We start from the raw sequence: 25,637 nt of genomic DNA, 5'->3' as shown, positions 1-25,637 counted from the left end.
TCTACTTCCTTTCTATCTGCCAAACTTGGTGGATTTTGGGATGACGTTGAAAATCCTTGGGCAAGGTTTTTCGAGTTAAATCTTGCAAAATAAAGTCTGACTCTAAACTGGCTTGATCCAATTTAAACTTACGCAAATTGGTTGAAAATATCAAAATGCCTTGCGGTCTCAATAACTTTGCTGCCTGCTGAATCAAGCGCACATGGTCTCTTTGCACATCCAAAACCGCCTCCATCCGTTTTGACGTAGAAAAGCTAGGGGGATCTAAAAAAATCACATCAAACTGCTTTTTGGGCGCAATAGACTCCGTAGTGAGCCACTTTAAAACATCTTCCTGTTGCAAACGATGCTGCTGCTCTGACAGCTGATTGGCCCAAAAGTTGTGTTGCGCCCAATAGAGATAGGTTTTAGACAGATCCAAACTTAAGCTGCTTTGACAGCCTTGCACAGCGGCTTCGACCGTTGCGGTAGCCGTATAACAAAATAGATTTAATAAAGATTTACCGCGTGCTAATTGCGCCAAATATTGACGCACGTCTCGATGGTCTAAAAAAACCCCCGTATCTAAGTAATCGGTAAAATTTACACGAATTTTCGCGCCATTTTCGATAATCGTATAATACTGTTGCTCTTCTGCTTGCTTCTCATATTGTGCATGCCCTTTTTGTCGTTCACGCACCTTATAGACACGTTGGTCACGCGGCACAAAATAGTCATTGACAAACACCTGCTCTAAAGCCGCTAAGGCTTCATACAAACGTTTTTTGGCTTTGGCAGGGTTAACCGATTTCGGTGCTGCATATTCATTAATCACCAACCAATTGCCCTGCTCTAGGGTTTGATAAAAATCAATCGCCAATGCATATTCCGGCAGATCCGCATCATAGACACGATAAGCATGGATCTCATTTTGCTTGACCCATGACTTAAGCGATTTCAAATTCTTTTTAATGCGGTTGGCCACCATCGTTGCCCCCTCCGATTCAATCAAATCGGGAAAAGTCTCAACCACCTGTTGAGGCAACTGCCAGCCCCCCTTTAAGGCCGGCTGACGGAACCATTTTTCAGCAATTTCAAAACGTAGCAGCTTACACGCCATGGCGCCATTATTAAAACTGTGGCTACGTATCGCTTTAATTCCCAAATACAGTCCTAACTCTGGATGACAAGTGAGCACAGCCGCTTGCCACCCTTGAAATTCATTGCGCAGAAATGTGCCCAATTGCAGGTAAATCTGTTTCACCGACGCTTCATCACTGAGTCGTTCACCATAAGGGGGATTGGTCACGACCAAGCCAGGCGGCCAATCGCCCCAACGTCGTCCTTGCGCCACCGACATCTGCTTAAGCTCGACCACGTCATCTAATTCAGCTGCCCATAAGGCCGACTCGGCAACCTCCAAAGAGCGATGAGAGAGATCCGAACCATAAATGGGCGGAATTTCCCCTTTCATCTTCTCATGGCGAAGCTCGGCTTCTGCCACCAAGGCCTCCCATATGGCTGGATCATGTTTTTTCCAGTGAATAAACGCCATCTCATTCACTTTAGACAATGCCGGCGCGCGATCTGTGGCCATAAAAGCCCCCTCAATCAAAAAGGTGGCTGAACCGCACATGGGGTCATATAAAGTCCCCCCCTCAGCGGCAATTTGTGGCCATTGCGCACGCATTAAGATGGCCGCGGCCACATTCTCTTTCAATGGCGCTTCCACTTGCCGCCCTTCTCGGTAGCCTCTTTGGTGCAGACTATAGCCGGTCATATCTAAACTTAAGGTGAAATGATTGCGATTTAGGTGTCCATGAATGCGAATATCCGGCTGTTCCGTATCAACGCTAGGGCGATCACCAAAGTACTCTTTAAAATAATCCACCACCCCGTCTTTGATCAATAATGCGCCATAATGCGTATGGTCGATGCCCAAACCTTGACCCGAAAAGGTCACGGCAAAAGATCCTTCTACATTCAAATGTTGCTGCCAATTGATCGATTTCACCAACTTAGAGAGGCTATCTTGATCTTTCAGCTCCGCCGACACCAAGGTTAAATAAAAACGATTCGCCAAGCGTGACCAGAGACAACAACGGTAGAGCGTTTCCTGATCCGCGACAAAATGCACCCCTCTCGGCTGCGCTTTGGCCTCTTCAGCCCCAAGATCGGTAAGTTCTTCTTTTAATAATTCACTGAGTCCGCTCGGTGCGGTGGCAAAACATTCAAACACAATTATTTCTCTTTTAGAGACCTTTGCATGAGTGGGATGCGAGCTAAAAATGAGAAAAAATTTTCCTTATCTAGGCGGGAAACGCAGGGAATAGCTAGCTATTGCCAAGTTTTCCAACAACGATAGGGGAAATTTTAGCCATTTTTAGCCGTAGAACCATCTCGTGCAGAGGTCTCTTTATTACAATTGTGTTATTTTACTAAACCCCTAATAAAAAGGGTAAAATAATAGAATGTTTTATCTAATACGAGCCTTACATAAGTTATTGATCCTTATCGCACTTAGTAGTGTGTGCTTTGGCGTGGCTGCCGCGCAATCACAACCGACAGAAGTCGAATTTCAACAATGGCTGCAAACGTTTAAGCCAAAAGCCATCGCAGCAGGCGTTTCCCCAAAAACGGTCAATCACGCCTTTGCCCGCATTCACCTCAACCGAAAAGTGCTCAAACTGGACCGCTATCAACCCGAATTCAGTCAAACCTTTTGGGGCTACTTAAATCGGGCGGTCACACCGTGGCGAATTCTGCAAGGGCGCCGACTCTATCAACAGCATCGGCAGTTGCTTGACCAAGTCACACGTCAATATGGGGTGCCCGGTCGTTTTCTGGTCGCTTTTTGGGGGCTGGAAACCAACTATGGTCGTTATACGGGCAATATCAATACCATTGAAGCGCTGGCCACCTTAAGTTTTGATTTCCGGCGTTCACAATTTTTCCAAAAAGAGTTGATAGAGGCGCTCAAAATTTTAGACCGTGGCGATATTACATTCGAGGAGATGAAAGGCTCTTGGGCGGGCGCTGTTGGACAGAGTCAATTTATGCCGAGCAATGTCTTGCGTTATGCTGTGGATGGGGACGGGGATGGCAAAATTGACCTCTGGCACAGCTTAGCCGATGTCTTTTACTCGATGGGCAATTTTCTGAATCAATTAGGGTGGCATAAAGGTGAAAACTGGGGACGAGAAGTCAAACTGCCGGCCAATTTTGATTTAAGTTTAGCAGATGGCAAAAGTCAAAAGCCGCTTTCCGAATGGGCGAAAATGGGACTGCGATTAGCCGATGGTCGTCCACTCCCACAAACAGAGCTGCAAGCCGCGCTGCTCCTGCCGAGCGACTATCGAGGGCCTTTTTTCTTGGTCTATCCCAACTTCTATGTGATAAAACGCTGGAATAACTCAAATAATTATGCCCTTGCTGTCGGCCATTTAGCAGATCGCATTGTCGGTCGTCCACCTTTAAGTGTTCAACGCCCCAAGGATGATAAAGCTTTAAACAAACAGCAAATGCAGGCCATTCAGTCCCATCTCCTACAGCTCGGTTATCCCGTTGGCCAAGCAGATGGCATTGCTGGCAATAAAACTCGCTCTGCCATTCGTCAGTATCAACAACAGCATCACTTGCCTGCCGACGGTCAACCTACACTGCGCTTATTGAAACATCTGCAACAGGCAAAGGATAAACCCCATGACAACCCCTAACGCTCCCTCAAAAAAAGAAACGCAAGGCAAAACCCCAAAGCCTGCCAGCTTTCTATTTTGGAAAATTCAAAGCGAACTGAGTAAAACAGAAAGCCAGCTGGCGAAACTGCATGAAGACATTAAGGAAGTGCAGCAAAAAATTGAACAAAAACAGAAAAAAGCGTCTAAAGCTTAAGTTGATAAGCTTCCACATTTAATCCGTCCGCCTGCCCTGCCATTACTTGGGTTAAGTGATAGGCGGAACCCAGCGAAAGCACCACACCATTACGGAAATGACCCGCATTTAAATAGACATTATCATAATGTGGGTGTTGACAAATATAAGGGACGGAATCCGGTTTCCCTGGCCGCAAACCCGCCCAATGCGTTTCCATTTCAAACATTTGCAGCTCTGGATAATGACTAAAGGCAAAGTCCTTAAGGATGACTTCCGCTTCTTCAGTTGTGGTCTTATCAAAAACAGACTGCGGCTCAACCGTAGAACCCACCAACACTCGTCCATCTTTGCGTGGAATCACATAATGGCCTTTTTCCATCACCATATGCTTTAAAAAACCGGGAGGGGTATCAAACAACAACATCTGTCCTTTGACCGGATAAATTTCCGCTTCTGGCACTAAATCAGCTGTCCAAGCGCCCGTCGTGATCAGCACTTGATCAAATGGTAGCGATTGAACTTTTCCCGATATTTCTGCTTGAATCCCTTTAACTGATCGGCCTTCATCTTCTCGCCAGATAGCGCTGACAGGTGTATTTTCATAAAGAGGAATCCCCAATTGAATCAACGCGGCTTTCAGCGCTTTGACCAAACGCGGATTCCGTACCTGTTGAATCTTTGGCATCCACAGTGCCAACTCTGCTGAGCTCTCAAGCCGCGGCTCCAACAAATTACGATGTTCCGGTGTCAACACTTCCAGAGAATGACCATAACGGCGGCACCATGCCTCCGCTTCAATCGCCTCTTCTCCATCCAACATCAACATACCCGAATCCAATAATTCTGGATCAATGCCGGTTTGCGCTTTTAACCAAGCCGCCAAGGCCGGAAAATGTTGCTGACTGATGGAGGCCAAATCATTAACCGCATCGGGATAACGCCAAGGATACATCGGAGAAACAATGCCGCCTCCTGCCCATGAGGCCTCTCGTGCCGCTTGTTGACGCTCAAACAACACCACTTCCGCCCCAGCAAAATGCAAAAATAGCGCTGACATCATACCACTGATGCCTGCGCCGACAATGGCCACTTTGGGATGGCCAGAAAATTTAGGCAGTGTGGCTAAAATAGCAGGCTCCACCTTTAAAGAGGCGGCTGACTGCGAAGCTAAGGATTGGGCAGGACTGGGTTTTTTAGACATTTTCTTCCTGTTTCTCAGCAGCGCATTTTTGTTTCGGTTTCCACCAAAACTCATGCACAATTAAACAGAATGCCCCCGCGGAAATGGCCATATCGGCGACATTAAAAGTCGCATAGTGCCAACTGCCGATATAAAAATCAATAAAGTCGGTCACCTTACCTGCCAGCACACGATCGATGACATTACCGATCGCACCGCCTAACACGAAATTAATCCCTACCACTTCACAGTTCCAGTGCGCAGGTAGCTTACGCAGCCAGACCAGCAGCACCGCTGTTACCGCCAGCGCCAAGCCGGTAAAGAGCCAACGTTGTGCACCGCCCATATCGCTTAAAAAACTAAAAGCGGCGCCCTCATTATAATTGAGGGTAAAGTTAAGGTGAGAAATCACCGCCATCGGCTCACCCAACGTTAAGGTGTTTACCGCCCACATTTTTGACAACTGGTCTAAAATCACCACCCCAATTGCCAACCAGAGGGTTTTTAAGCCTGTTGCGGAAGCATTAGGCATAGTGACGCACTTCTCCAGCGCCAAAGGCGTTATCGATACAACGCTGACATAAATCAGGGTGTTCAGCATGGGTGCCGACATCTGCGCGATGGTGCCAACAGCGTTCACACTTAGGCTTATCGGTGGGTTTCGCATCAATCCAAACGCCCGCCACTTCACTTTCAGTGAGACTGACTGGACGCTGGTCTGCCGGTAACACTTGCGCCTCAGAAGTGATCAATACAAAACGCAACTCATCCCCCAGCTTCTGCAAATCTGACAGCCAAGGTTCATCCGCATAAAGCGTCACTTCCGCTGTCAGAGAGCCTTTAATCTCACCCGCTTTACGTAAGGTTTCCAGCTGTTTAGAAACGGCCGAGCGCACCTGCATGATTCGCGCCCAATAGTCAGAATTCATCTCACTGTTTTCATCCAATTGGGTCAACCCAGTGTACCATTGACTGATAAAAACGGTTTTTTCTCGATCGCCTGGAATCGATTGCCAAATCTCTTCGGCGGTAAAGCTTAAAATCGGGGCAATCCAGCGCGTCAAAGCTTCAATAATATGATACAGAGCCGTTTGCGCTGAGCGGCGTGGCAAGCCCTCTTTTTGGCAAGTGTATTGACGATCCTTAATCACATCTAAATAGAAGCTGCCCAAATCGACTGAACAGAAATGCAATACCGCTTGATAAATGGCATGGAAATTATAGGCTTCATAAGCCTCTAAAATTTCTTGCTGTAGCGTATAAGCGCGCCCAATCGCCCATTGATCCAGCGGTAATAGCGCCTCATAATCGACCAAATTGACTTTAGGATCAAATCCATTCAGGTTGGCCAATAAGAAACGCGACGTATTGCGAATACGACGATAGGCATCTGCGGTACGGCTGATAATTTCATCAGAAACCGTCATCTCATAGCGATAATCCGCTGCCGAAATCCAGAGACGCAAAATATCCGCGCCCAATTTATTGGCAATCTGCTGCGGAGCCACCACATTACCGCGCGACTTAGACATCTTTTTGCCTTCCGCATCCACAGTAAACCCATGCGTCAACACCTGCTGATAAGGCGCATGATTGTCTATCGCCACCCCTGTCAACAAGGAGGATTGGAACCAACCGCGGTGTTGATCAGAACCTTCCAAATAGAGATCTGCCGGTTTTTGCAACTCTGGGCGCTGATCCAATACCGCAAAATGCGAAACCCCTGAATCGAACCAGACATCTAAAATATCCAGCACCTTTTCATATTCATCCGCTTCATCGCCTAAAAGCGTTTTTGGATCTAGATCATACCAAGCATCAATCGACGCTTTTTCAATGCGTTGTGCAATGTCTTCCATCAACTCGACCGTGCGTGGATGCATCTCACCGGTCACCTTATGCACAAAAATGGTAATTGGCACGCCCCAGTAACGTTGACGCGAAATACACCAATCTGGACGTCCTTCCACCATCGCTTCAATGCGGCCTTGTCCCCATTCAGGCACCCAAGAGACCTGCTTAATCTCTTGCAAAGCTTTTTGGCGGAGACCATTTTGATCCATACTGATAAACCACTGGGGAGTCGCGCGGAAAATCAATGGGGTTTTGGTACGCCAACAGTGTGGATAGCTGTGGATAATCGCTTCATGATGCACCAAAGCGCCGCGCGTGGTCAGCACTTCAATCACATGATCATCTGCATTGAGCACATTCTCGCCTTCAAAAATCGGCGTGCCTTTGACAAAATTCCCATTGCCATCTACTGGACAGTCGACCTCAAGGCCATATTTCATACCGACAATATAGTCCTCTTGACCGTGACCAGGCGCAGTATGGACACAGCCTGTCCCAGCATCGGTGGTGACATGCTCCCCTAAAATCACCGGCACTTGACGATCATAAAAAGGGTGTTGCAACTGCGCCATTTCAAACTTTTCACCCGGCGCATAAGCCACCACACGATAGTGCTCAATCTCCCAGCGTGCCATGCACTCTTTTAGCATCGCCTCCGCCACAAACAGACGCTCTTTTTCACCCTCTTTTTCGACCTGCACCACCACATAATCTAAATCCGGATGAATAGAGACCGCTTGGTTAGCCGGCAGCGTCCATGGCGTGGTCGTCCAAATCACCACCGATAAACGCCCCTCTCCGCAATCGCCCTCTACATGATGACAACGCGCAAAGAAATCTGCTTCATCCACCACCGCAAAGCGCACATCAATGGCATGAGAGCGTTTATCTTCATACTCCACTTCCGCTTCGGCCAAGGCGGAATGCCCACCAATACTCCAATAGACCGGTTTTGTCCCCTTGACCAGATGGCCGGCTTCAATGATTTTGGCCAGTGCCCGTACTTCATCCGCTTCATATTTAAAATCTTTGGTCAGATAAGGGTTCTGCCAGTCTGCCAGCACGCCCAAACGCTGAAAATCGGCCATCTGCCCTTCCACTTGGCTCTGCGCATAATCGCGGCATGCTTGGCGGAACGCTTTGGCATCAATCTTTTGCCCCACCTTGCCTTTTTTCTTCTCTACATTCAGCTCAATCGGCAGACCATGACAATCCCAACCCGGCACAAAGGGCGCATCAAATCCACTTAACCCTTTTGATTTCACAATCATATCCTTAAGCACCTTATTCACCGCATGCCCGATATGAATATTGCCATTGGCATAAGGGGGGCCATCATGCAGAATAAACTTAGGGCGTCCCGCCATCGCTTCACGCACAGTGCCATAAAGGTCCTCTGAGCGCCACTTCTCAACTTGCTTAGGCTCGCGGTTAGGCAGATTGCCCCGCATCGGAAAATCGGTTTCTGGAAGGTTTAAAGTGGATTTATAATCAGTCATATTCTTCTCGTAAAAAGTTTCTTATCTCAAGAGACCTTTGCATGAGTGGGATGCGATCTAAAAATTTTAGCCATTTTTAGCCGTAGAACCCTCTCGAGCAAAGGTTTCCTCAAAAAATTGTTTGGCTTCTGCCACATCTTGTTGAATTTGTGCGACCAAAGCCTCCAGGTTCTCAAACTTCATCTCTGGGCGAATAAAGTGCTGTAAACACACCTGCACATGCGCCCCATAAATCTCTTTCTGCCAGTCAAACAGATGCACCTCTATGGAGGGTTGCAGACCACTGACTGTTGGTCGAATGCCGATATTGGCAACCCCTTCCCACGGACGTTCGGCAATGCCTTCTACCGTCACCGCAAACACCCCTTGCACCGGCATCTGTAGCCGTTTAGGGTTGAGGTTTAAAGTGCGAAAGCCTATCTTGCGTCCCAACTTTTTACCATGGATCACACGACCCTGAAAGCAAAAAGGGTGACCCAGCAACTTTTCTGCCCGCTTTAAATCTGGCGGCTGCTGGGTCAACGCTTGACGAATCAAAGTGCTACTGACGCGCTCACCATCAACGGTAAAACTGGGCATAGCTGAAACATAAAAACCATACTCCTGACCCGCGGCTTGCAAGGTTTTAAAATTGCCTTCGCGCTGGCGACCAAAGTGAAAGTCATCCCCAATCATTAAATGCCGAACGTTCAAGCCTTCAACCAGCACCCGCTGACTAAAGTCCTCTGCCGTCATTTGCGCTAATGACCGATTAAAACGGCAGATCAACACAAAATCAATGCCCAAGTGCTCAAAGGCCTGCACCTTCTCTCGCAGATTCATTAAACGCACAGGTGCCTTGTCAGGGGTAAAAAACTCCATGGGTAAAGGCTCAAATACCATCACCACCGAAGGTAATCCTAGGCGTTCCGACTCCCGTTTCAACTGTTGCAATACTTGACGATGACCGCAATGCACGCCATCAAAATTGCCAATGGTTAATACACTGCCTTGTGCAAACGCCGCTTGACAGCGGGGTAAATTATGTAACCCTCGAATCAATTGCATCTGCGGATGGGCCTATCCTAATCAAAAGCCCCATTATACCTTAATCTGCTTGGCAAAGTCGCGGGGGCGGAACCCTAAAATAAAGAGTATCCCAAAATAGACCGCCATCGCAGAGAGAATTAAACCGGTCAACCACCCCACTCTTTGCCAAGCGGAAAACTGCAACCACATCTCGGCTGCCGGTGTCGCCCACCAAAGCCATGCGCCCAAGGCAACACAACCCCCTAATAACTGCCATAAAAACACTTTCCAAGCGCTTTGCAATGCAAATACCTGCTGTTTGCGTAACGCTAAATAGAGCAGTCCGGCATTAATAAAGGCAGAAATAGAGGTTGCCAAAGCCAAACCGACATGCGCCAATGGCCAAATCAAAATTAAATTGAGTACCGTATTGCTCACCAAAGCGATCACCGCAATCCGCACCGGCGTTTTCATCTCCTTGCGCGCATAAAAGGCTGGCGCCAACACCTTCACCAGAATAAAGCCGACCAAGCCAAGCGAATACGCCATTAAACTCCAACTAGAGCGCATCACATCTTCAGCAGTAAAATTCCCGTAATAAAACAGCGTGGCGATTAAAGGCTGCGCCAATAGCAATAAACCCAACATCGCCGGCAACGCAATCAGCGCCACCAGCTTTAACGCATAATCCAAATCCTGCTGAAAGCCGCGCCAGTCAGATTTTGCCGCTTTTTTCGATAATCCGGGCAACACCACAGTTGCCAAAGCCACGCCAAACACCCCCAATGGAAACTCCATTAAACGGTCGGAGTAGTAGAGCCAAGAGATGCTCCCAGTCACCAAAAAAGAGGCCAGAATAGTATCCACCAGCAAATTCAGTTGCGCCACTGAAACCCCAAAAAGCGCCGGCAGCATCAACCGCTTCACCTCATTGACCCCCGGATCTTTAGAAGGAATCGGTTTCGGCAACAACCCCAATCGCCATAAAAACGGCAGATGAAGCAACAATTGTGCGATCCCAGCAATCAACACCCCCCAAGCCAAAGCCATTACAGGGATATCCAACAGCGGCGCCAACCAAATGGCCGAAGCGATCAGCGATAAATTCAGTAAAACAGGCGTTAAGGCCGGCACCGCAAACTGATTATAGGTATTCATAATCGCTGATGAGAGCGCCACCAGAGAGATGAGCATTAGATAAGGAAAAGTGATGCGCAGCATCTCTGTTGCCAACGCAAACTTTTGCGGCGACGCCACAAACCCTGGGGCAAACACCATCATCCACAGGCCAGCCCCCAATACTCCAAAAGCGGTTAAGGCTAAAAGGATCGCCCCCAACCGAAACAGAATCGCGCCCACTAAATGCTTAACTGCCGCTTTGCCCTGTTTCTCCTTAGTTTCGGCCAATACCGGCACAAAAGCTTGAGAAAACGCCCCTTCGGCAAATAAACGACGAAAGAAATTGGGGATCTTAAAGGCAACAAAAAACGCATCAGCCCCCATGCTCGCCCCAAAATAGCGCGCAATCACCATATCGCGCACAAAGCCCAAAATACGGGAAAGCATGGTCATACTGCCCACCGTGGCAGTGGCTTTTAGGATTTGTCTCATGGTTGTTTTAACTTTATTAAATCGTTTATAGCACTTATCTTAATGGATTTTAGACAATAAAAAACCCGCCGTAGCGGGTTTTATCGATTTCGATTAAGTTTTTAGCTTAAGCCATCGCTTTGATGCGCGCATTTAAACGACTTTTCGTACGAGCCGCTTTGTTTTTCGCAATCAATCCTTTACGCGCATAACCATCTAATTTAGATTGAGCAACGCGGAAAAGTTCGTTTGCTTGCTCTTTTTCACCCGCTTCAATCGCATGCAATACTTTTTTGATTGCCGTACGCATTGAAGAACGCATCGAATGGTTATGTAAACGACGCTTATTTGCTTGTCTTGCTCTTTTTGCAGCTTGTGCTGTATTTGCCATAGTTGTCTCCGAATTCTGTAATTTCAAATAGTGAGTCACCGATACGCATCGGCTCAGCTTTACACTCGAGCGGGCTAAATCACTCTGTAAAGCCTCTACATCTATCTATATGTTTGAAAGGATTGCGGAATTATGCCGATTTCTACCGCGCTTGTCAACTTTTACGCACGCCTTAAATAACGACAAAAATGGTGATCCAGACTTTTGACTGCAAAAGCGCGTTTCAAGAGAGAGAAAACCAAGCATCCACCCTGCGGGTGGTGGCTAGGGAGTTCTAGAACTTACACTTTTGAGTTTAAGTCATGACTAAAAAATACCACGAAATTTAAGTGTGCAAAAAGTTACTTTTCTTTTTATTTTCAAATAGTTATTGAAACATTTAAGTGAAAAATTAGCAAGAAACTAACGCGTAGCCTTACTCTCGGTGATAGGGATGATTTTGAATGACTGACCAGGCGCGATAGAGTTGTTCGGCGACAACAATGCGCACTAAGGGGTGCGGCAGCGTTAAATTGGAGAGTGACCATTTCCATTGCGCTTGTTGCAGTAGCCTGGCATCCAGCCCATCCGGCCCGCCCACCACTAAAGCGATATCCTGTCCACTGCCCAGCCAATCTTCAAGTTTATGCGCCAATTTTAGCGTGGTGGGTTGCTGGCCATGCTCATCCAATACGATTAACTGAGCCCCTTTGGGGATGGCTGCTTGAATGCGTTTGGCCTCTTCTGCTTTGAGCTTTTCCACAGAGCTGTTTTTGCTACGCGGCGCCATTGGCAGCTCGATTAACTTTAATGCACAGCTCTTAGGGAGGCGTTTGGCATATTCTTCATAGCCTTGCACCACCCATTGCGGCATTTTTTGCCCCACGACAATAAAATTAATGATCATAAACGGAGATTAGGCCTGTTTATCGGAGGGCACCACTGACCAGAGTTTTTCTAAGGCATAATGCGCACGCGCGGATTCGGTCATCACATGCACCACCACATCCCCTAAATCGACCAATAACCAATCGGGTTCAGGGCCGGATTCTACCCCCAAAGGCGGCTCACCTGCATCTTTAAAGGCTTGCGCTACGCCTTCTCCTAAGGCTTTGACATGCGTGGTCGAGGTGCCTGTGGCGATCACCATGGCATCGGCAAAACTACAATTTTTGGCCACATCTAATGTTTCAATATTTTTGGCCTTGCCGTCTTCTAAGGTTTGCGTGACTAAATCAATTGTCTGCTGTAGATCCATAAATGTTATCGAGTCCTGTATAGTTGATTGTGTTCGATATAGTCTATCACGCTCTCAGGCATTAGAAAATTCAAAGGTTCATTTTGCTGAATTTTCTGACGAATGGCGGTTGAGCTAATGTCCAGTTGGGTCACCAGCTGTAATAGAATTTGTCCACTGGGTTGATGCAAAGTGGACACCTGTCGTTCGGCCAGTAGCTTTTGCACAGCACTGTTGGGTTGCAGCTTCGCGCCAGGCCTAAAGGTGACCACCAGATTGGCCAGTTGCAGAATATCTTGATAGCGGTGCCACTGGTCAAACTGCTCAAAGGCATCCATGCCCATCATCAGCACCCATTGGTTTTGCGGGGCTGACTGCTGAAGCTGCGTCAAACTATCGACCATATAAGAGGGGCCACCGCGTTCAATTTCCAAGCGCTCTAATGTAAACTGGGCAATAGGCGCAATCGCCCTTTGCACCATCTCGCAGCGCTGCTCAGCGGAAACCATGGGCTGCGTTTTATGCACGGTCTGATACGCAGGCATAAAGCGCATTTCATCTAGCTGAAGCGCATGCAGTACTTCCAGTGCTGGACGTAAATGCCCGAAATGGATCGGGTCAAAACTGCCGCCATTTATCCCAATTTTTGCCATTGATATTTGGCCTCTGTTTTGCCTTTGCTATTTAATAACATAATTTGGACAGAATAATGACGCTTCAAACGGAATCTTTGACAGAACCTCATATTTCCACCGAACTTGAGCAATTGATTTGGCAAACCATTACACAAAGCGCTCACCCGCTCAAGGAGTATGACCTGTTAAAAACTTTATCACAAGCCGGCTATGCTCAGTTTGATTTGGGTCAGGATGAACTGACGCTGTTTCAAGCCCATTTTATGCTGTTTCATCTGCTCTATCGCCTGCAAAACCGCTGGGCTGAGCAAGGCAAAGGACAGCTGCATATTCATGTTTTGGACATTCATTTCGATTGCTTTAAAACAGGCGAAAATGTGTCAAAATCCCCAGTCCTGCTCTCAACAGATGCCGATCTCAGCGCTTTTGACCCTTTAAAAGCCTACTATTTAGACTTTTCGGCCTACTATCAAACACAAAGCGATGAGGTGAAGTCGTTGCTGGAAGACTTTTGGCGTACCTTTATGCATCGGCCATCACTGCGTCGTCAAAAAGGCATGGCTTATCAACAAGCACTTACACTGTTTGCACTAGAGCCGGATTTTGATCAGCAGACCCTTAAACAGCGCTTTCGCCAATTGCGCCAGCAGACCCATCCCGATAAGGGCGGATCTGCCGCCGCATTTCAGCAAGTCTTAGAAGCCTATGAGGTGCTGCAGACTTACTGACGAATGGTGCCGTCCCCCAGCACAATCCATTTTTGCGAGGTGAGCCCTTCTAGCCCGACCGGCCCGCGTGCATGAAACTTATCGGTACTGATGCCAATCTCTGCGCCCAAGCCGTATTCAAAGCCATCTGCAAAACGGGTAGAGGCATTCACCATCACGGAGCTGGAATCGACTTCTGCCAAAAACTGACGTGCGGTGGTGAAGTTTTCGGTGACAATCGACTCAGTATGACCCGAACTGTATTGCGCGATATGATCCATCGCCGCTTGCACATCCTCAACCACTCGGATCGATAAGATGGGGGCAAGATACTCAGTGGCCCAATCCTCGTCTATCGCCGGCTTGGCCTCAATAATAGCACGTGTTTTGTCACACCCGCGCAACTCGACCCCTTTTTGCTGATAAATTTCCGCTAAAGGTGGCAACACTTCTGCGGCTTTGGCTTCTGCTACCAGTAAGGTCTCCATGGCATTGCAGACCCCATAGCGGTGGGTTTTCGCATTGTCCGCCACCTTAATCGCTTTCTCAGGATCGGCATCTACATCAATATAGACATGACAGATACCATCCAGATGTTTAATCACCGGCACCCGTGCGCCTTCAGAAATGCGTTGAATTAGCCCTTTACCGCCGCGTGGAATAATCACATCCACATATTCCGGCATCGCAATCAACTGCCCCACTGCTTCGCGGTCAGTGGTTTTCACCACTTGTACACAGGTTTCGGGTAGGTTGGCGGCTTTCAGGCCGGCTTGAATACAGTGCGCTAGGGCTTGATTGGAGTGAATCGCTTCTGAACCGCCACGCAAAATGGCGGCATTCCCCGATTTTAAGCACAAAGCGGCAGCATCGACTGTCACATTGGGGCGTGATTCATAAATAATGCCCACCACCCCTAAAGGCACCCGCATTTTACCAACCTGAATGCCTGAAGGACGATAGGCCATCTCTGAAACCTGTCCGACCGGATCCGGCAAGGCAGCGATTTGCGCCAACCCTTCGACCATGCTTTGAATCACTTTATCAGAGAGCGCCAAGCGGTCTAACATCGCATCACTGAGCCCGTTGGCTTTGCCTGCGTCCAAATCTTTTTGATTCTCAGCTTGCAGCTGCGCTTTTTGCGCTTCAATGGCATCTGCAATCGCCAAGAGGGCTTGGTTTTTTTGCGCCGTTTGCGCCTTAAGCAATTGACGAGACGCCGCACGTGCCTGCTTGCCCAGTTGGATCATGTAGTCTTGAACAGACATCTGTCCTCCTTACGCTTTTTTCATATATTCAGCCACTAGAACCAGCTGAACGCCGTTGATTTTCCCTTCGATATGTTTGGGGTCATCGGTCAAATGAATCCCGCGCACCATGGTGCCACGCTTGGCAGTAAAGCCTGCCCCTTTGACATCCAAATCTTTAATCAAGGTCACATTATCCCCTTCTTGCAGAATGGTGCCATTGCTGTCTCGGGTCGGTTCGCGATCATCCTCTTCTTCTGTTTCCATACCCGCTTCCGCCCAATTTTTCACCTCTTCTTCTAGATACATCATATCTAAAAGGTCTTGAGGCCAACCTTCTGACGCAATTCGGTGCAATAAACGATAAGCCATCACTTGCACGGCGGGCTCTTGGCTCCACATAGAATCATTTAAACAGCGCCAGTGGTTTGGATCCATTTTGTCTGGATTTTCAATTTGGTCACGACACGTCTCACACACCAAAATAGACTGCTCTGCACTGCCATCAGAAGGGCTGACTGCATAGACACTTAAATTGTCTTCGGCACCACACAATTCACATTTGTGACCACTGCGTTCTTGTAATTGTTGTTCAACGGACATTTGCTTTCCTTTTTGTAATCTAAACTAATCTAAACCAAATTTTCTTTTAATTTTTTGCATACTCCAGAAAGTGGCGATGACCACAATAGGTACGGCAATCCCTTTCCACACATCTACCGAAAGCCCCAGCAAAAACTCATGCGGCAAGGATTTTAAGCCATAGCCGAGCAGGCTGACGCTGTAGTATGAGATCGCGGCGACGGAAAATCCTTCCACCGTCTCTTGTAACTGAATCTGCTTTTTCGCCTGATATTTTAACTCATTAAAAATTTCTTGGTTCTGCTGTTCTAAGCGAATATCAATTCTTGAGCGCACCAACTCATTCTGCTGAAACACTTTTTTATTTAATGAGCTGATCAAACTCATTAAGAGTTGATTTGAACGGTCAATGGGCTCTAGCATGGTTAAAACAAAATTTTGGAAGGATTCAACTTCTGCTAAGCGCTCTTCTTGAATCAATTTGAATAGGCCTTTAACCAATGAAATATATTCTCGTGTTGTATGCAACAATCGGTGAGATTGAGTATCTAAATTTTCAATCTGTACCGAAAGTTCTGTCAGCCGCTTATAAATCGACTCATCGCTATATTTTTCCAGCTGATCTTCCAGTTCTAAGGAAACTTTACGCAACTCAGCATCAAAGTAATCTACCTTCGCCATTAGATTTTTTCGTTCAGTTAAAAAAGTCAAGGCGGCCATATAGAAGGCATTCAGCATCACCAAACGGTTGATAAAACGCCCTAATTCAAGCGTAGAAACATTTTCACCTACCGCAACAATAAAAGGAATGGTGCCGGTTTCATCCCGCCTTAAACTGGTCACCATCATCAATTTATTTTTACCATAAAAGCCACCAAACTGACGCTTCGCGGCTAAATAGTGACAATACTCTTCGACGGGAATCTCTTGGGTATTACATTCACAATGGCGAATATCGATAAAAAATGCACTGATCAACACGCCCGGAATCTCTTTCACCCAATGCGCAGGCAAAAGCGAGAGCGGCGGAATCACTTGCCCTTGCTCTTCTGCCTTAGCCTTAGGGCCGATGATTTCATAAACGGTCAACTCATCAAACTGATTCATTTTGATTTTAAAATCCTGAAAAATGATCAGATGGCTGGTCAACTGTTTATCATGGCTCGGGTTTTCCGGAAAAGATTTGGCCAATACATCAAAATGCGCCTCTTCATCTGGGCGTTGTGAAGGATAGGTACGCATCACCAAAACCGAAACCACTTCGCCTTTTTCAATTGCCTCATAGGCATGGCTGTGGATGATTTTTTCAATCTGCTCCATAGACTGTTGCTGCTTAGGCAAGGGAACCACTAACATAAAACCACCTTTAACGTTATTAAGTTATGCACTCATCTGTGCAACCATTTTCTGTAAAATTAACCAAACGGCTTCGGGTTGCGCCGATTGCACGCCTTTGATCTGTAAATCGGCTTGTAAAGCCAAACTCAACAATTGCGCCCAAAGCGTTGCTGGATGTCGCTGTAGCGTTTGTCGATAGGCTTGCTGTTTAGATTGCCAAATTCGATGCTGTTTAAACAACTGCGCCATGCCCGCAGCACCTTGTTGCTGTTGTGCTTGCGCCAAACTGTATAAAAGCCGAATCTCTTTCGCCAAGAGCCACAAAACCACAGGTGCTTCAATGCCCTCTTGCTTTAGGCGGTGTAGAATTTGCATCGCCTCCGATTGTCGTCCTTGCAGCAGGGCATCCGACAGTGCAAACAGCTGATAATGCGCTTGATCCGCCACGCTCTCTTCAATTTGCACATCATTGAGCGTTGCGCCTTCACCAAACTGCAATTGCAGCTTTTGCAATGCTTGATCTGCTGCCAATAGATTCCCTTCCACGCGCTGAGCGAGCGCCATGGCCGCATCATAGGAAAGCGTGAGTCCATAATGCTCGGCGCGTTGACGGCACCAATTTGGCAGTTGTCGTGCCTCGATAGGCTTGGCTTGCACCGCTAAACCAGCGGCCTCTATCGCCTGCACCCATTTGGATTTTAGCTGCCGACCATCCAATCTTTCGCAGCGAATCAGCATTACGATTTCAGGCGGCTCGTCCTGTCGATGTTGTTCGCACCACTGCTGGATAAATTGCGTACCCGCCTTGCCGGGCGTGCCTTTAGGCATTTCTAACTCAATCACGCGCTGATTGGAAAAGAGGTTGCCTGCCTGGGTTTCCATCTGTAGCCCCTGCCAATCAAATTGCGCATCCACCTCAAATCGTTCCCGCTGAAGATAACCCTGCTGCTGCAAAAATTGCCAAAGGGCATCTTTCGCATCCCTTTGATACAACGGCTCTTCCCCAAACAGCAAGTAGATGGCCAGCGGTCGGTGCTGACCTGATTGGAGTTGCTGAATAAAAGCGGGCGCTTGAATCATTGCGCTGGTGTGGTCGATTGGTTGGCAGGCAGGACTGGGGATTCTGACATTTTTTGCCATTTTTGCGGTGTGATTTCACTCAATCTTTGTAAAATCTGCTGCACCACTTCCTGCCGCATTAAAGTTTTTTGTGAAGCCAACTCTCGTTCTGCCGCCAGTAATGCATTGGGATCAATACTGCGGTCACGATAGCTGACTGCTGCGCCTTGAACCACGGTTTTGCCAGAGGCGACTGCAATCAAAGCAAAAGGCTGTTGCAACTTTAACAGCTCTGCGGTGACATCCCCATTGCCATCTTTAGCCGTGGTGATTCGTTGAAACTGCGTCGCTGAGAGTTTCAATACCGCTTGGGCTTGTGCCTCTGAGGCGACCAGTTGCACCCCTTGGGCGACCAGACGCTGTTTGAACTGCTGCAATAAACGGCCATCGACCGCTTCCGTCGCTTCGATTTTCAGTGTTGAAAAGGCTAAGGGTCGAATCTGTCCATTTTGATCGAGCCCCCTCAAGTGAAACCCACAGGCAGCCAGCGTCAAAAAAAGCCCAATCACGATGCCTGCTCTCAGCGTTTGTTGCATACGATTAGCCTTTCACCACTAAATTGACCAAACGACCAGGCACAACAATCTCTTTGACAATCTCTTTGCCTTCGGTGTATTTCTGCACCCCTTCTGCCGCCTTCGCCGCAGCCAAAATGTCCGCTTTCTCTGCATCCACCGGCACTTGAATTTTGCCTCGCAGTTTGCCGTTCACCTGCACCATCAGTTCCATATCCTCCTGCACCAGCGCTGACGCATCCACCTGCGGCCAAGCGTGATCCAAAATTAAGCCCTGTTTGCCTAAGGCTTCCCATAATTTCTGGGTGATATGAGGCACCATCGGCGAAAGCATCAATACCAACATCTCCAACGCTTCTTGCATCACTTGGCGGTCCAGCTCTGATTGTGGCTTAAACTTACCGATCTCATTCATCAGCTCCATACAGGCCGCAATTGCTGTATTAAAGTGCATGCGGCGTCCCATATCGTCTGTCACTTTCTGTAATGTTTGATGCACTTTGAGACGCAGCGCTTTGGCTGCTTTTTCCAACCCTTCCTGCGTTTGACACGCTGATACGGCTCCTTGTGCCACATGCTCTTGCACCTGACGCCACACACGATTCAAGAAGCGATGTGCCCCTTCAACCCCTTTATCGGACCACTCTAAACTCTGCTCTGGAGGGGCTGCGAACATAATAAAGAGACGAACGGTATCGGCGCCATACTGTTCAATCAGCGCTTGCGGATCCACCACATTGCCTTTGGATTTGGACATTTTAGCGCCATCCAATAACACCATCCCTTGGGTCAACAGGTTCTCAAAGGGTTCATCACAGTGCACCAACCCTTCGTCTCGCATCAATTTATGGAAGAATCGCGCATAGAGCAGATGCAAAATCGCATGTTCAATCCCACCAATATATTGATCCACCGGCAGCCAGTAATCCGCCCGCTCATCTAACATCGCTTGATCATTGTCTTTTGAAGTATAGCGCGCATAGTACCAGCTCGATTCAACGAAGGTATCAAAGGTATCTGTTTCCCGCTTCGCTGGGCCACCACATTGGGGACACGTACAATTTTTAAAACTATCCATTTTGGCTAAAGGTGAACCACTGCCATCTGGAATGACATCTTCAGGTAATTTGACGGGCAGATCTTTTTCAGGAACGGGGAGCGCGCCACAAGCCGGGCAGTAGATGACCGGAATTGGGCAGCCCCAATAGCGTTGGCGAGAGACGCCCCAGTCACGCAGTCGGTAGTTCACCTGCTTCTCACCCAAGCCCAGTTCACCCAATTTTTTCGCAAACGCCTCTAGCGCCTCTTCCGAACGCAGGCCATTAAATTCCCCCGAATTGACGAGAATGCCTTTTTCCGTATAGGCTTGTTCTGAAACATCAGGGATTTCTGTTCCTGAAGGGGCAATAACTACTTTCATCGGCAAACCATATTTGCGCGCAAACGCCCAATCGCGTTCATCATGGGCAGGTACCGACATCACCGCCCCGGTTCCATAGCCCATTAACACAAAGTTGGCTGCCCACACGGGAATCTCTTCACCGGTGATCGGATGTTTGACGCGAATGCCGGTATCGACCCCTTTTTTCTCCATCTTTTCCATATCCGCTTCTGCGGTGGAAATATGCGAGCATTCTTCAATAAACTGCGCTAAAGGCTCATTGTCCACGGCCGCTTTTTTCGCCCAAGGGTGCTCGGCTGCAATCGCCACATAGGTCACACCCATCAAGGTATCAGGACGCGTGGTATAGACTTTTAGCGGTTCTTCTGAAGTGATGCCTTTGGCAACCGGGAAGGCGATCTGCAAACCGGTCGATTTGCCGATCCAGTTTTTCTGCATGGTTTTGACCTGCTCAGGCCAGCCCTCTAATTTGTCTAAATCTTGTAGCAGCTCTTCTGCATAATCGGTAATTTTTAAGAACCACTGCGCAATCTCTTTACGCTCAACAGGTGCACCGGAACGCCACCCTTTGCCGTCAATGACTTGCTCATTAGCCAAAACCGTTTGATCGACGGGATCCCAGTTCACCACTGACATTTTGCGATAGACCAAGCCTTTGGCCATTAAACGGGTAAACAACCACTGCTCCCATTTATAGTAATCTGGATGGCAGGTGGCAATCTCGCGGCTCCAATCATAGCCTAATCCCAACTCCTTGAGCTGGTTACGCATATAGGCAATATTTTCATAAGTCCATTTAGCAGGCGCCACTTTATGTTGCATGGCGGCATTTTCTGCAGGCAATCCAAAAGCATCCCACCCCATTGGCTGCAAGACATTTTTGCCCTGCATTCGTTGATAACGGCTGATGACATCGCCAATGGTGTAATTACGCACATGCCCCATATGCAGTTTACCGCTCGGGTAAGGGAACATGGAAAGGCAGTAAAACTTCTCTTTATCTGGATCTTCTTTGACTTCAAAAACTTTGTTTTCTTCCCAGATTTGCTGGATTTCACTTTCAATGGTTTTAGGTTGGTATTCGTTGGTCATGGTAGTACAATGATTCCATCAGGTTTAAATTAAATCATTATATTATATAGCAGGTGAAAAAATGGCCGAGAATAAACTCATGCATGCCTATAGCCAAATTTTGCATAAGGCAAAACAAGAACTGGAAACACTTGAACATAAAAGCTGGGATGAGCTGGTCAAGCTGATTGATAAAGTGGAATATAAAGCCTCAACTCTAGGCGAATTGACCGAAGAAGAGCTGGCTCAAGTACGTAATGACTTAAAAGCAGACATTCAAGAGTTAGCGCAATATTTAAATGATGTAAACCAAGGCATTCATGAATTCTTAGAGATGGACATTCCTGTCCTTGAAAAGTATTTAGAAGAGAAGGCGTTAAGCTTGGCAGATCCTACCCAGTTAGCCATTCTTCGATTACGGCTGACCGCAGCCATGGAAGAGGCGAAAAAGCATCGCAAACAGAAAGAGAAGCAAAGCAAACAGTAAATACCGGCTAGCCATCCAAACATAAAAAAAGCCCTGCCAAAATTGGCAGGGCTTTTTTGTCAATCAAGACACAAAACGCTTAGTTCTTTTCTTGATCGACGATTTTATTTTCAGTAATCCAAGGCATCATTGCACGCAATTTTTCGCCCACCACTTCAATGCCATGTTCCGCATTTTGACGACGACGTGCAGTCATGGATGGATAGCCAGCTTGACCTTCTAAAATGAACTGCTTCGCATATTCACCGGATTGAATATTGGCCAAAGCTTCACGCATCGCACGACGTGACTCTTCATTGATAACCTTAGGACCGGTGACATATTCCCCATACTCAGCATTGTTTGAGATGGAGTAGTTCATATTGGCAATACCGCCTTCGAACATAAGGTCCACAATCAACTTCAGCTCGTGCAAACACTCAAAATAGGCCATCTCTGGTGCATAACCGGCTTCAACCAAAGTTTCAAAGCCTGCTTTCACCAACTCAACCGCGCCTCCACAAAGCACTGCTTGCTCACCAAAGAGATCTGTTTCACACTCTTCACGGAAGGTGGTTTCAATAATCCCAGTACGACCACCGCCAATGGCTGACGCATAAGATTTGGCAATTTCCAAAGCTTGACCGGAAGCGTCTCGCTCAACGGCGATTAAATCAGGAATCCCACCGCCGCGCACAAATTCTGAACGCACAGTGTGTCCTGGCGCTTTAGGCGCAATCATAATGACATCTAAATCTTTACGTGGAACGATTTGGTTATAGATAATGGCAAAACCATGTGCAAATGCCAAAGCCGCCCCTTCTTTGATATTGGGCTCAATTTCTGCTTTGTAAAGCGTTGATTGGAACTCATCTGGCGTCAAAATCATCACCACATCAGCACCTTGAACAGCGGTGGCAACATCGGCTGTTTTCAAGCCATAGCCTTCTGCTTTTTTAATCGAAGCAGAACCTGGACGCAAGCCCACCGTCACATCGACACCTGAATCTTGTAGGTTTGCAGCATGGGCATGTCCTTGAGAACCAAAACCAATAACGGCGACTTTCTTGCCTTGAATAATGGAAAGATCGCAATCTTTATCGTAATAAACGTTCATCTTTTTTTCCTTAGTTTAATGTTAAACATTTTTCACCGCGTAAGACACCCACTGTGCCTGAACGGACCGTTTCTAAAATCAACGCAGGGTCAATCGCATCAATAAAAGCATCTAATTTTGTGCTCTCACCGACCATCTGCACCGTATAGATTGTTGGCGTCACATCCACAATCGTGCCGCGGAAAATATCCACTAAGCGCTTAAATTCTTCTCGATTAGCGCCTGTCGCCGCCAACTTAATCAGCATCAATTCACGCTCAATATGACGACCTTCTGAAAGATCCAACACCTTGATCACATCAATAAGGCGATTTAAGTGCTTCACAATCTGCTCAATCTGCTGTTTAGAGCCAGAAGTGACCAGCGTGAGGCGTGACATAGAGTCATCCTCAGTCGGTGCGACGGTGAGCGCATGAATATTATAGCCCCGCGCAGAAAATAGCCCGGCCACTCTTGAAAGCGCACCGGATTCATTTTCCATTAGCATTGAAATTACATGTTTCATCTTGTTACACCAAAATCATTTCATCTAAGCCCGCGCCGGCTGGAACCATGGGGTAAACATTTTCCATCTGGTCGGTCATAATATCAATAAACACAAAGCGATCCTTATGCGAGAAAGCTTCTGCCAACTGTTCTTTCAGTTTTGCTGGATCTTCAATGCGCACCCCAATATGGCCATAAGCTTCTGCCAACTTAACAAAATCGGGCAGAGAGTCCATATAGGACATGGAGTAACGGCGATCATAGAAGAACTCCTGCCATTGACGCACCATGCCTAAATAACCATTATTTAAACAGACCACTTTCACCGGCAACCCGTACTGCAAACAAGTGGAAAGCTCTTGAATATTCATCTGAATAGAGCCTTCACCAGTAATGCAAACAACGGTGGCATCCGGATGTGCCATCTGTGCACCCATTGCCGCCGGCAAACCAAAGCCCATAGTCCCTAGGCCACCAGAATTAATCCAGCGGCGCGGCTTATCAAATTTATAGTACTGAGCGGCATACATCTGATGTTGCCCCACATCTGATGACACATAAGCCTCACCATTTGTCACTTCATAAACGGCTTCAACGGCAGCTTGTGGCTTAATCTTTTTACCTAAGGTGTCATATTTTAAACAGTCGGTTGCACGCCAAGTTTCGATTTTCTCCCACCATGCCTCCAGTGCTTCAGGGTGGTCCATTTCAAAACCGCTGTCCACCAACTGATTCATCTCGGCGAGCACCTGCTTCACCGGCCCCACAATCGGGACATCCACTTGAACATTTTTAGAAATAGAAGCCGGATCAACGTCCACATGAATGACTTTCGCATCTGGGCAGAATTTTTCCAAATTCCCCGTCACACGATCATCAAAACGCGCGCCAATTGCAATAATCAAATCGCTGTGATGCATCGCCAAGTTGGCTTCATAGGTACCGTGCATCCCCAACATCCCCACAAACTGTTTATCGGTGGCGGGATAAGCACCCAATCCCATCAAGGTATTGGTAATCGGAAATCCGAGTTTACGCGTTAATTGCACCAACTCTTCCGAGGCATCTCCCAGCACCACACCGCCGCCGGTATATAAGATGGGGCGTTCAGCAGTTTTCATCAACTCCACGGCTTTTTTGATCTGTCCACTGTGTCCTTTTGTTACAGGCTGATAGGAGCGTAACGTCACTTCTTGTGGATATTCGTAAGTGCTTTTGGCGTTTTGGATATCTTTAGGAATGTCAATCACCACTGGGCCGGGTCTACCCGTGGTCGCAATATAAAACGCTTTTTTGAGCGTCAATGCGAGATCATCAACATCCTTGACCAAGAAGTTGTGTTTAACAATGGGTCTTGTAATTCCGACGGTATCAATCTCTTGGAAGGCGTCCAAACCGATCATAGGTACAGGCACCTGACCGGTAATCACCACCATAGGAATAGAGTCCATATAGGCGGTTGCAATGCCTGTGACAGCATTGGTCGCACCTGGACCGGAAGTTACAAGCACCACTCCTGGCTTACCTGTAGAGCGAGCATAACCATCTGCTGCATGCACAGCAGCTTGCTCATGACGGACTAAGATGTGCTTCAGATGCTTAGCGTCAGTATCTAGGGCATCATAGATGGGCAAAACAGCGCCTCCAGGATACCCCCAAATGTGCTCTACACCCTCATCCTCTAGATACTTAATTAGGATTTGGGCACCAGTTAATTCCACAACAATGGTCCTCCATATTTAATAAAAAAGAAAGCTTCTTATTATAGTCCAAATTAGATTAATAAATTTAGAATTTACGCTTTGGCGTGATACTTTTCTGCAAACAGATGCTGACGATAATATTTCAATTCATCAATCGACTCTAAAATGTCATCCAGCGCCAAATGCGCGCCTTTCTTAGTATGGCCACTATAGACTTCAGGCGCCCAACGTCGCGCCAACTCTTTTAAGGTACTCACATCCAGATTTCGGTAATGAAAAAACGCTTCTAAAGTTGGCATCTCTTCAACCAAAAAGCGACGGTCTTGACAGATGCTATTACCGCACATCGGTGATTTTCCTTTTGGCACATACTGCGCTAAAAAATCCAACGTCTGCTGTTCCGCTTCTGCCATAGAAATGGTGCTTTTTTGGATGCGCTCAATTAATCCTGAACGACTATGATGTTGTTGGTTCCACTCATCCATCGCATCCAGCTTCTCTTGTGGCGTTTGAATGGCGATCACGGGGCCTTCTGCAACGATATTCAGTTCAGAATCGGTCACCACTGTCGCTATCTCAATAATGGAGTCCGCTTTGGGATCCAAACCGGTCATTTCCAAGTCAATCCAAATTAAATGGTTCTCAGACTTCATCTTATC

24 protein-coding genes are annotated in these 25,637 nt (G+C 47.4%); 4 read left to right on the top strand and 20 right to left on the bottom strand.

The features are described 5' to 3' along the window. Nucleotide 1: 1 nt before the first annotated feature. Nucleotides 2-2,218, bottom strand: coding sequence for a bifunctional 23S rRNA (guanine(2069)-N(7))-methyltransferase RlmK/23S rRNA (guanine(2445)-N(2))-methyltransferase RlmL (gene rlmKL, locus ACYQ05_RS01150; RefSeq protein WP_459817619.1), 2,217 nt, complete (start codon nt 2,216-2,218; stop codon nt 2-4). A 301-nt stretch (nt 2,219-2,519) separates the two neighbouring features. Between rlmKL and ACYQ05_RS01145 the strand changes: the two genes are divergently transcribed. After that, a complete protein-coding gene (locus ACYQ05_RS01145; RefSeq protein WP_459817618.1) occupies nt 2,520-3,695 on the top strand; it encodes a lytic murein transglycosylase in 1,176 nt (391 codons plus the stop codon). Next, nucleotides 3,682-3,870, top strand: a complete 189-nt coding sequence (locus tag ACYQ05_RS01140; RefSeq protein WP_459817617.1) for a hypothetical protein — start codon at nt 3,682-3,684, stop codon at nt 3,868-3,870. Before ACYQ05_RS01145 ends, ACYQ05_RS01140 begins: the two co-directional genes overlap by 14 nt. Here ACYQ05_RS01140 and ACYQ05_RS01135 read toward each other — a convergent pair. The 9 genes from ACYQ05_RS01135 to nadD form a co-directional block, all read right to left on the bottom strand. Beyond that, nucleotides 3,860-5,053: an NAD(P)/FAD-dependent oxidoreductase gene (locus ACYQ05_RS01135; protein ID WP_459817616.1), complete on the bottom strand. Its 1,194-nt coding sequence runs from the start codon at nt 5,051-5,053 to the stop codon at nt 3,860-3,862. The two genes, ACYQ05_RS01140 and ACYQ05_RS01135, sit on opposite strands and share 11 nt — an antisense overlap. Continuing rightward, complete coding sequence (lspA, locus tag ACYQ05_RS01130; RefSeq protein WP_459817615.1) at nt 5,046-5,564, bottom strand: signal peptidase II; 519 nt, start codon at nt 5,562-5,564, stop codon at nt 5,046-5,048. Before lspA ends, ACYQ05_RS01135 begins: the two co-directional genes overlap by 8 nt. Then, complete coding sequence (gene ileS, locus ACYQ05_RS01125) at nt 5,557-8,385, bottom strand: isoleucine--tRNA ligase (RefSeq protein WP_459817614.1); 2,829 nt, start codon at nt 8,383-8,385, stop codon at nt 5,557-5,559. Before ileS ends, lspA begins: the two co-directional genes overlap by 8 nt. A 66-nt stretch (nt 8,386-8,451) precedes the next feature. Further along, the gene (gene ribF / locus ACYQ05_RS01120; protein WP_459817613.1) at nt 8,452-9,432 is read right to left on the bottom strand and encodes a bifunctional riboflavin kinase/FAD synthetase; all 981 of its coding nucleotides are present in this window, start codon (nt 9,430-9,432) and stop codon (nt 8,452-8,454) included. Between the two features lie 33 nt (nt 9,433-9,465). After that, nucleotides 9,466-11,004: a murein biosynthesis integral membrane protein MurJ gene (murJ, locus tag ACYQ05_RS01115; protein WP_459817612.1), complete on the bottom strand. Its 1,539-nt coding sequence runs from the start codon at nt 11,002-11,004 to the stop codon at nt 9,466-9,468. Between the two features lie 106 nt (nt 11,005-11,110). Beyond that, nucleotides 11,111-11,374: a 30S ribosomal protein S20 gene (rpsT, locus tag ACYQ05_RS01110; RefSeq protein WP_459817611.1), complete on the bottom strand. Its 264-nt coding sequence runs from the start codon at nt 11,372-11,374 to the stop codon at nt 11,111-11,113. 415 nt (nt 11,375-11,789) lie between these two features. Then, complete coding sequence (gene rlmH, locus ACYQ05_RS01105; RefSeq protein WP_459817610.1) at nt 11,790-12,260, bottom strand: 23S rRNA (pseudouridine(1915)-N(3))-methyltransferase RlmH; 471 nt, start codon at nt 12,258-12,260, stop codon at nt 11,790-11,792. Nucleotides 12,261-12,269: 9 nt separating this feature from the next. Next, nucleotides 12,270-12,611 (bottom strand): ribosome silencing factor, encoded by a 342-nt coding sequence (gene rsfS / locus ACYQ05_RS01100; RefSeq protein WP_459817609.1) that lies wholly within the window; start codon nt 12,609-12,611, stop codon nt 12,270-12,272. Between the two features lie 5 nt (nt 12,612-12,616). After that, nucleotides 12,617-13,243 (bottom strand): nicotinate-nucleotide adenylyltransferase, encoded by a 627-nt coding sequence (gene nadD / locus ACYQ05_RS01095; RefSeq protein ID WP_459817608.1) that lies wholly within the window; start codon nt 13,241-13,243, stop codon nt 12,617-12,619. Between the two features lie 56 nt (nt 13,244-13,299). On the opposite strand from nadD, the gene ACYQ05_RS01090 reads away from it, so the two are divergent. Then, nucleotides 13,300-13,953 (top strand): DNA-J related domain-containing protein, encoded by a 654-nt coding sequence (locus ACYQ05_RS01090; RefSeq protein ID WP_459817607.1) that lies wholly within the window; start codon nt 13,300-13,302, stop codon nt 13,951-13,953. Here the strand turns inward: ACYQ05_RS01090 and ACYQ05_RS01085 are convergent. The 6 genes from ACYQ05_RS01085 to leuS are packed head-to-tail and all read right to left on the bottom strand — an operon-like array spanning nt 13,947 to nt 21,227. Further along, a complete protein-coding gene (locus ACYQ05_RS01085; RefSeq protein ID WP_459817606.1) occupies nt 13,947-15,200 on the bottom strand; it encodes a glutamate-5-semialdehyde dehydrogenase in 1,254 nt (417 codons plus the stop codon). The genes ACYQ05_RS01090 and ACYQ05_RS01085 overlap by 7 nt on opposite strands. Before the next feature lie 9 nt (nt 15,201-15,209). After that, the gene (locus ACYQ05_RS01080; RefSeq protein WP_459817605.1) at nt 15,210-15,782 is read right to left on the bottom strand and encodes a PhnA domain-containing protein; all 573 of its coding nucleotides are present in this window, start codon (nt 15,780-15,782) and stop codon (nt 15,210-15,212) included. A gap of 24 nt (nt 15,783-15,806) precedes the next feature. Continuing rightward, the gene (locus ACYQ05_RS01075) at nt 15,807-17,117 is read right to left on the bottom strand and encodes a DUF3422 family protein (protein WP_459817604.1); all 1,311 of its coding nucleotides are present in this window, start codon (nt 17,115-17,117) and stop codon (nt 15,807-15,809) included. A gap of 24 nt (nt 17,118-17,141) precedes the next feature. Beyond that, nucleotides 17,142-18,239: a DNA polymerase III subunit delta gene (gene holA, locus ACYQ05_RS01070; RefSeq protein WP_459817603.1), complete on the bottom strand. Its 1,098-nt coding sequence runs from the start codon at nt 18,237-18,239 to the stop codon at nt 17,142-17,144. Further along, nucleotides 18,176-18,754 carry an LPS-assembly lipoprotein LptE gene (locus ACYQ05_RS01065; protein WP_459817602.1) on the bottom strand — a complete coding sequence of 193 codons (579 nt, stop codon included), beginning with the start codon at nt 18,752-18,754 and terminating at the stop codon, nt 18,176-18,178. Before ACYQ05_RS01065 ends, holA begins: the two co-directional genes overlap by 64 nt. Before the next feature lie 4 nt (nt 18,755-18,758). Continuing rightward, nucleotides 18,759-21,227 (bottom strand): leucine--tRNA ligase, encoded by a 2,469-nt coding sequence (gene leuS, locus ACYQ05_RS01060; protein WP_459817601.1) that lies wholly within the window; start codon nt 21,225-21,227, stop codon nt 18,759-18,761. Between the two features lie 61 nt (nt 21,228-21,288). Here leuS and ACYQ05_RS01055 point away from each other — a divergent pair, with 61 nt between their 5' ends. After that, a complete protein-coding gene (locus tag ACYQ05_RS01055; RefSeq protein ID WP_459817600.1) occupies nt 21,289-21,693 on the top strand; it encodes a zinc ribbon-containing protein in 405 nt (134 codons plus the stop codon). Between the two features lie 79 nt (nt 21,694-21,772). On the opposite strand, the gene ilvC is transcribed toward ACYQ05_RS01055, so the two are convergent. The 4 genes from ilvC to orn form a co-directional block, all read right to left on the bottom strand. Continuing rightward, entirely contained in the window at nt 21,773-22,789 is a 1,017-nt protein-coding gene (ilvC, locus tag ACYQ05_RS01050; RefSeq protein ID WP_459817599.1) for a ketol-acid reductoisomerase, read from the bottom strand. Between the two features lie 10 nt (nt 22,790-22,799). Beyond that, a complete protein-coding gene (gene ilvN, locus ACYQ05_RS01045) occupies nt 22,800-23,294 on the bottom strand; it encodes an acetolactate synthase small subunit (RefSeq protein ID WP_459817598.1) in 495 nt (164 codons plus the stop codon). Between the two features lie 4 nt (nt 23,295-23,298). Further along, the gene (locus ACYQ05_RS01040) at nt 23,299-24,996 is read right to left on the bottom strand and encodes an acetolactate synthase 3 large subunit (RefSeq protein ID WP_459817597.1); all 1,698 of its coding nucleotides are present in this window, start codon (nt 24,994-24,996) and stop codon (nt 23,299-23,301) included. Nucleotides 24,997-25,070: 74 nt separating this feature from the next. Continuing rightward, the gene (orn, locus tag ACYQ05_RS01035) at nt 25,071-25,631 is read right to left on the bottom strand and encodes an oligoribonuclease (RefSeq protein ID WP_459817596.1); all 561 of its coding nucleotides are present in this window, start codon (nt 25,629-25,631) and stop codon (nt 25,071-25,073) included. Between the last annotated feature and the right edge of the window lie 6 nt (nt 25,632-25,637).

Source organism: Galenea microaerophila (assembly GCF_054657255.1).
This window is presented reverse-complemented; position numbering and strand designations above follow the sequence as displayed.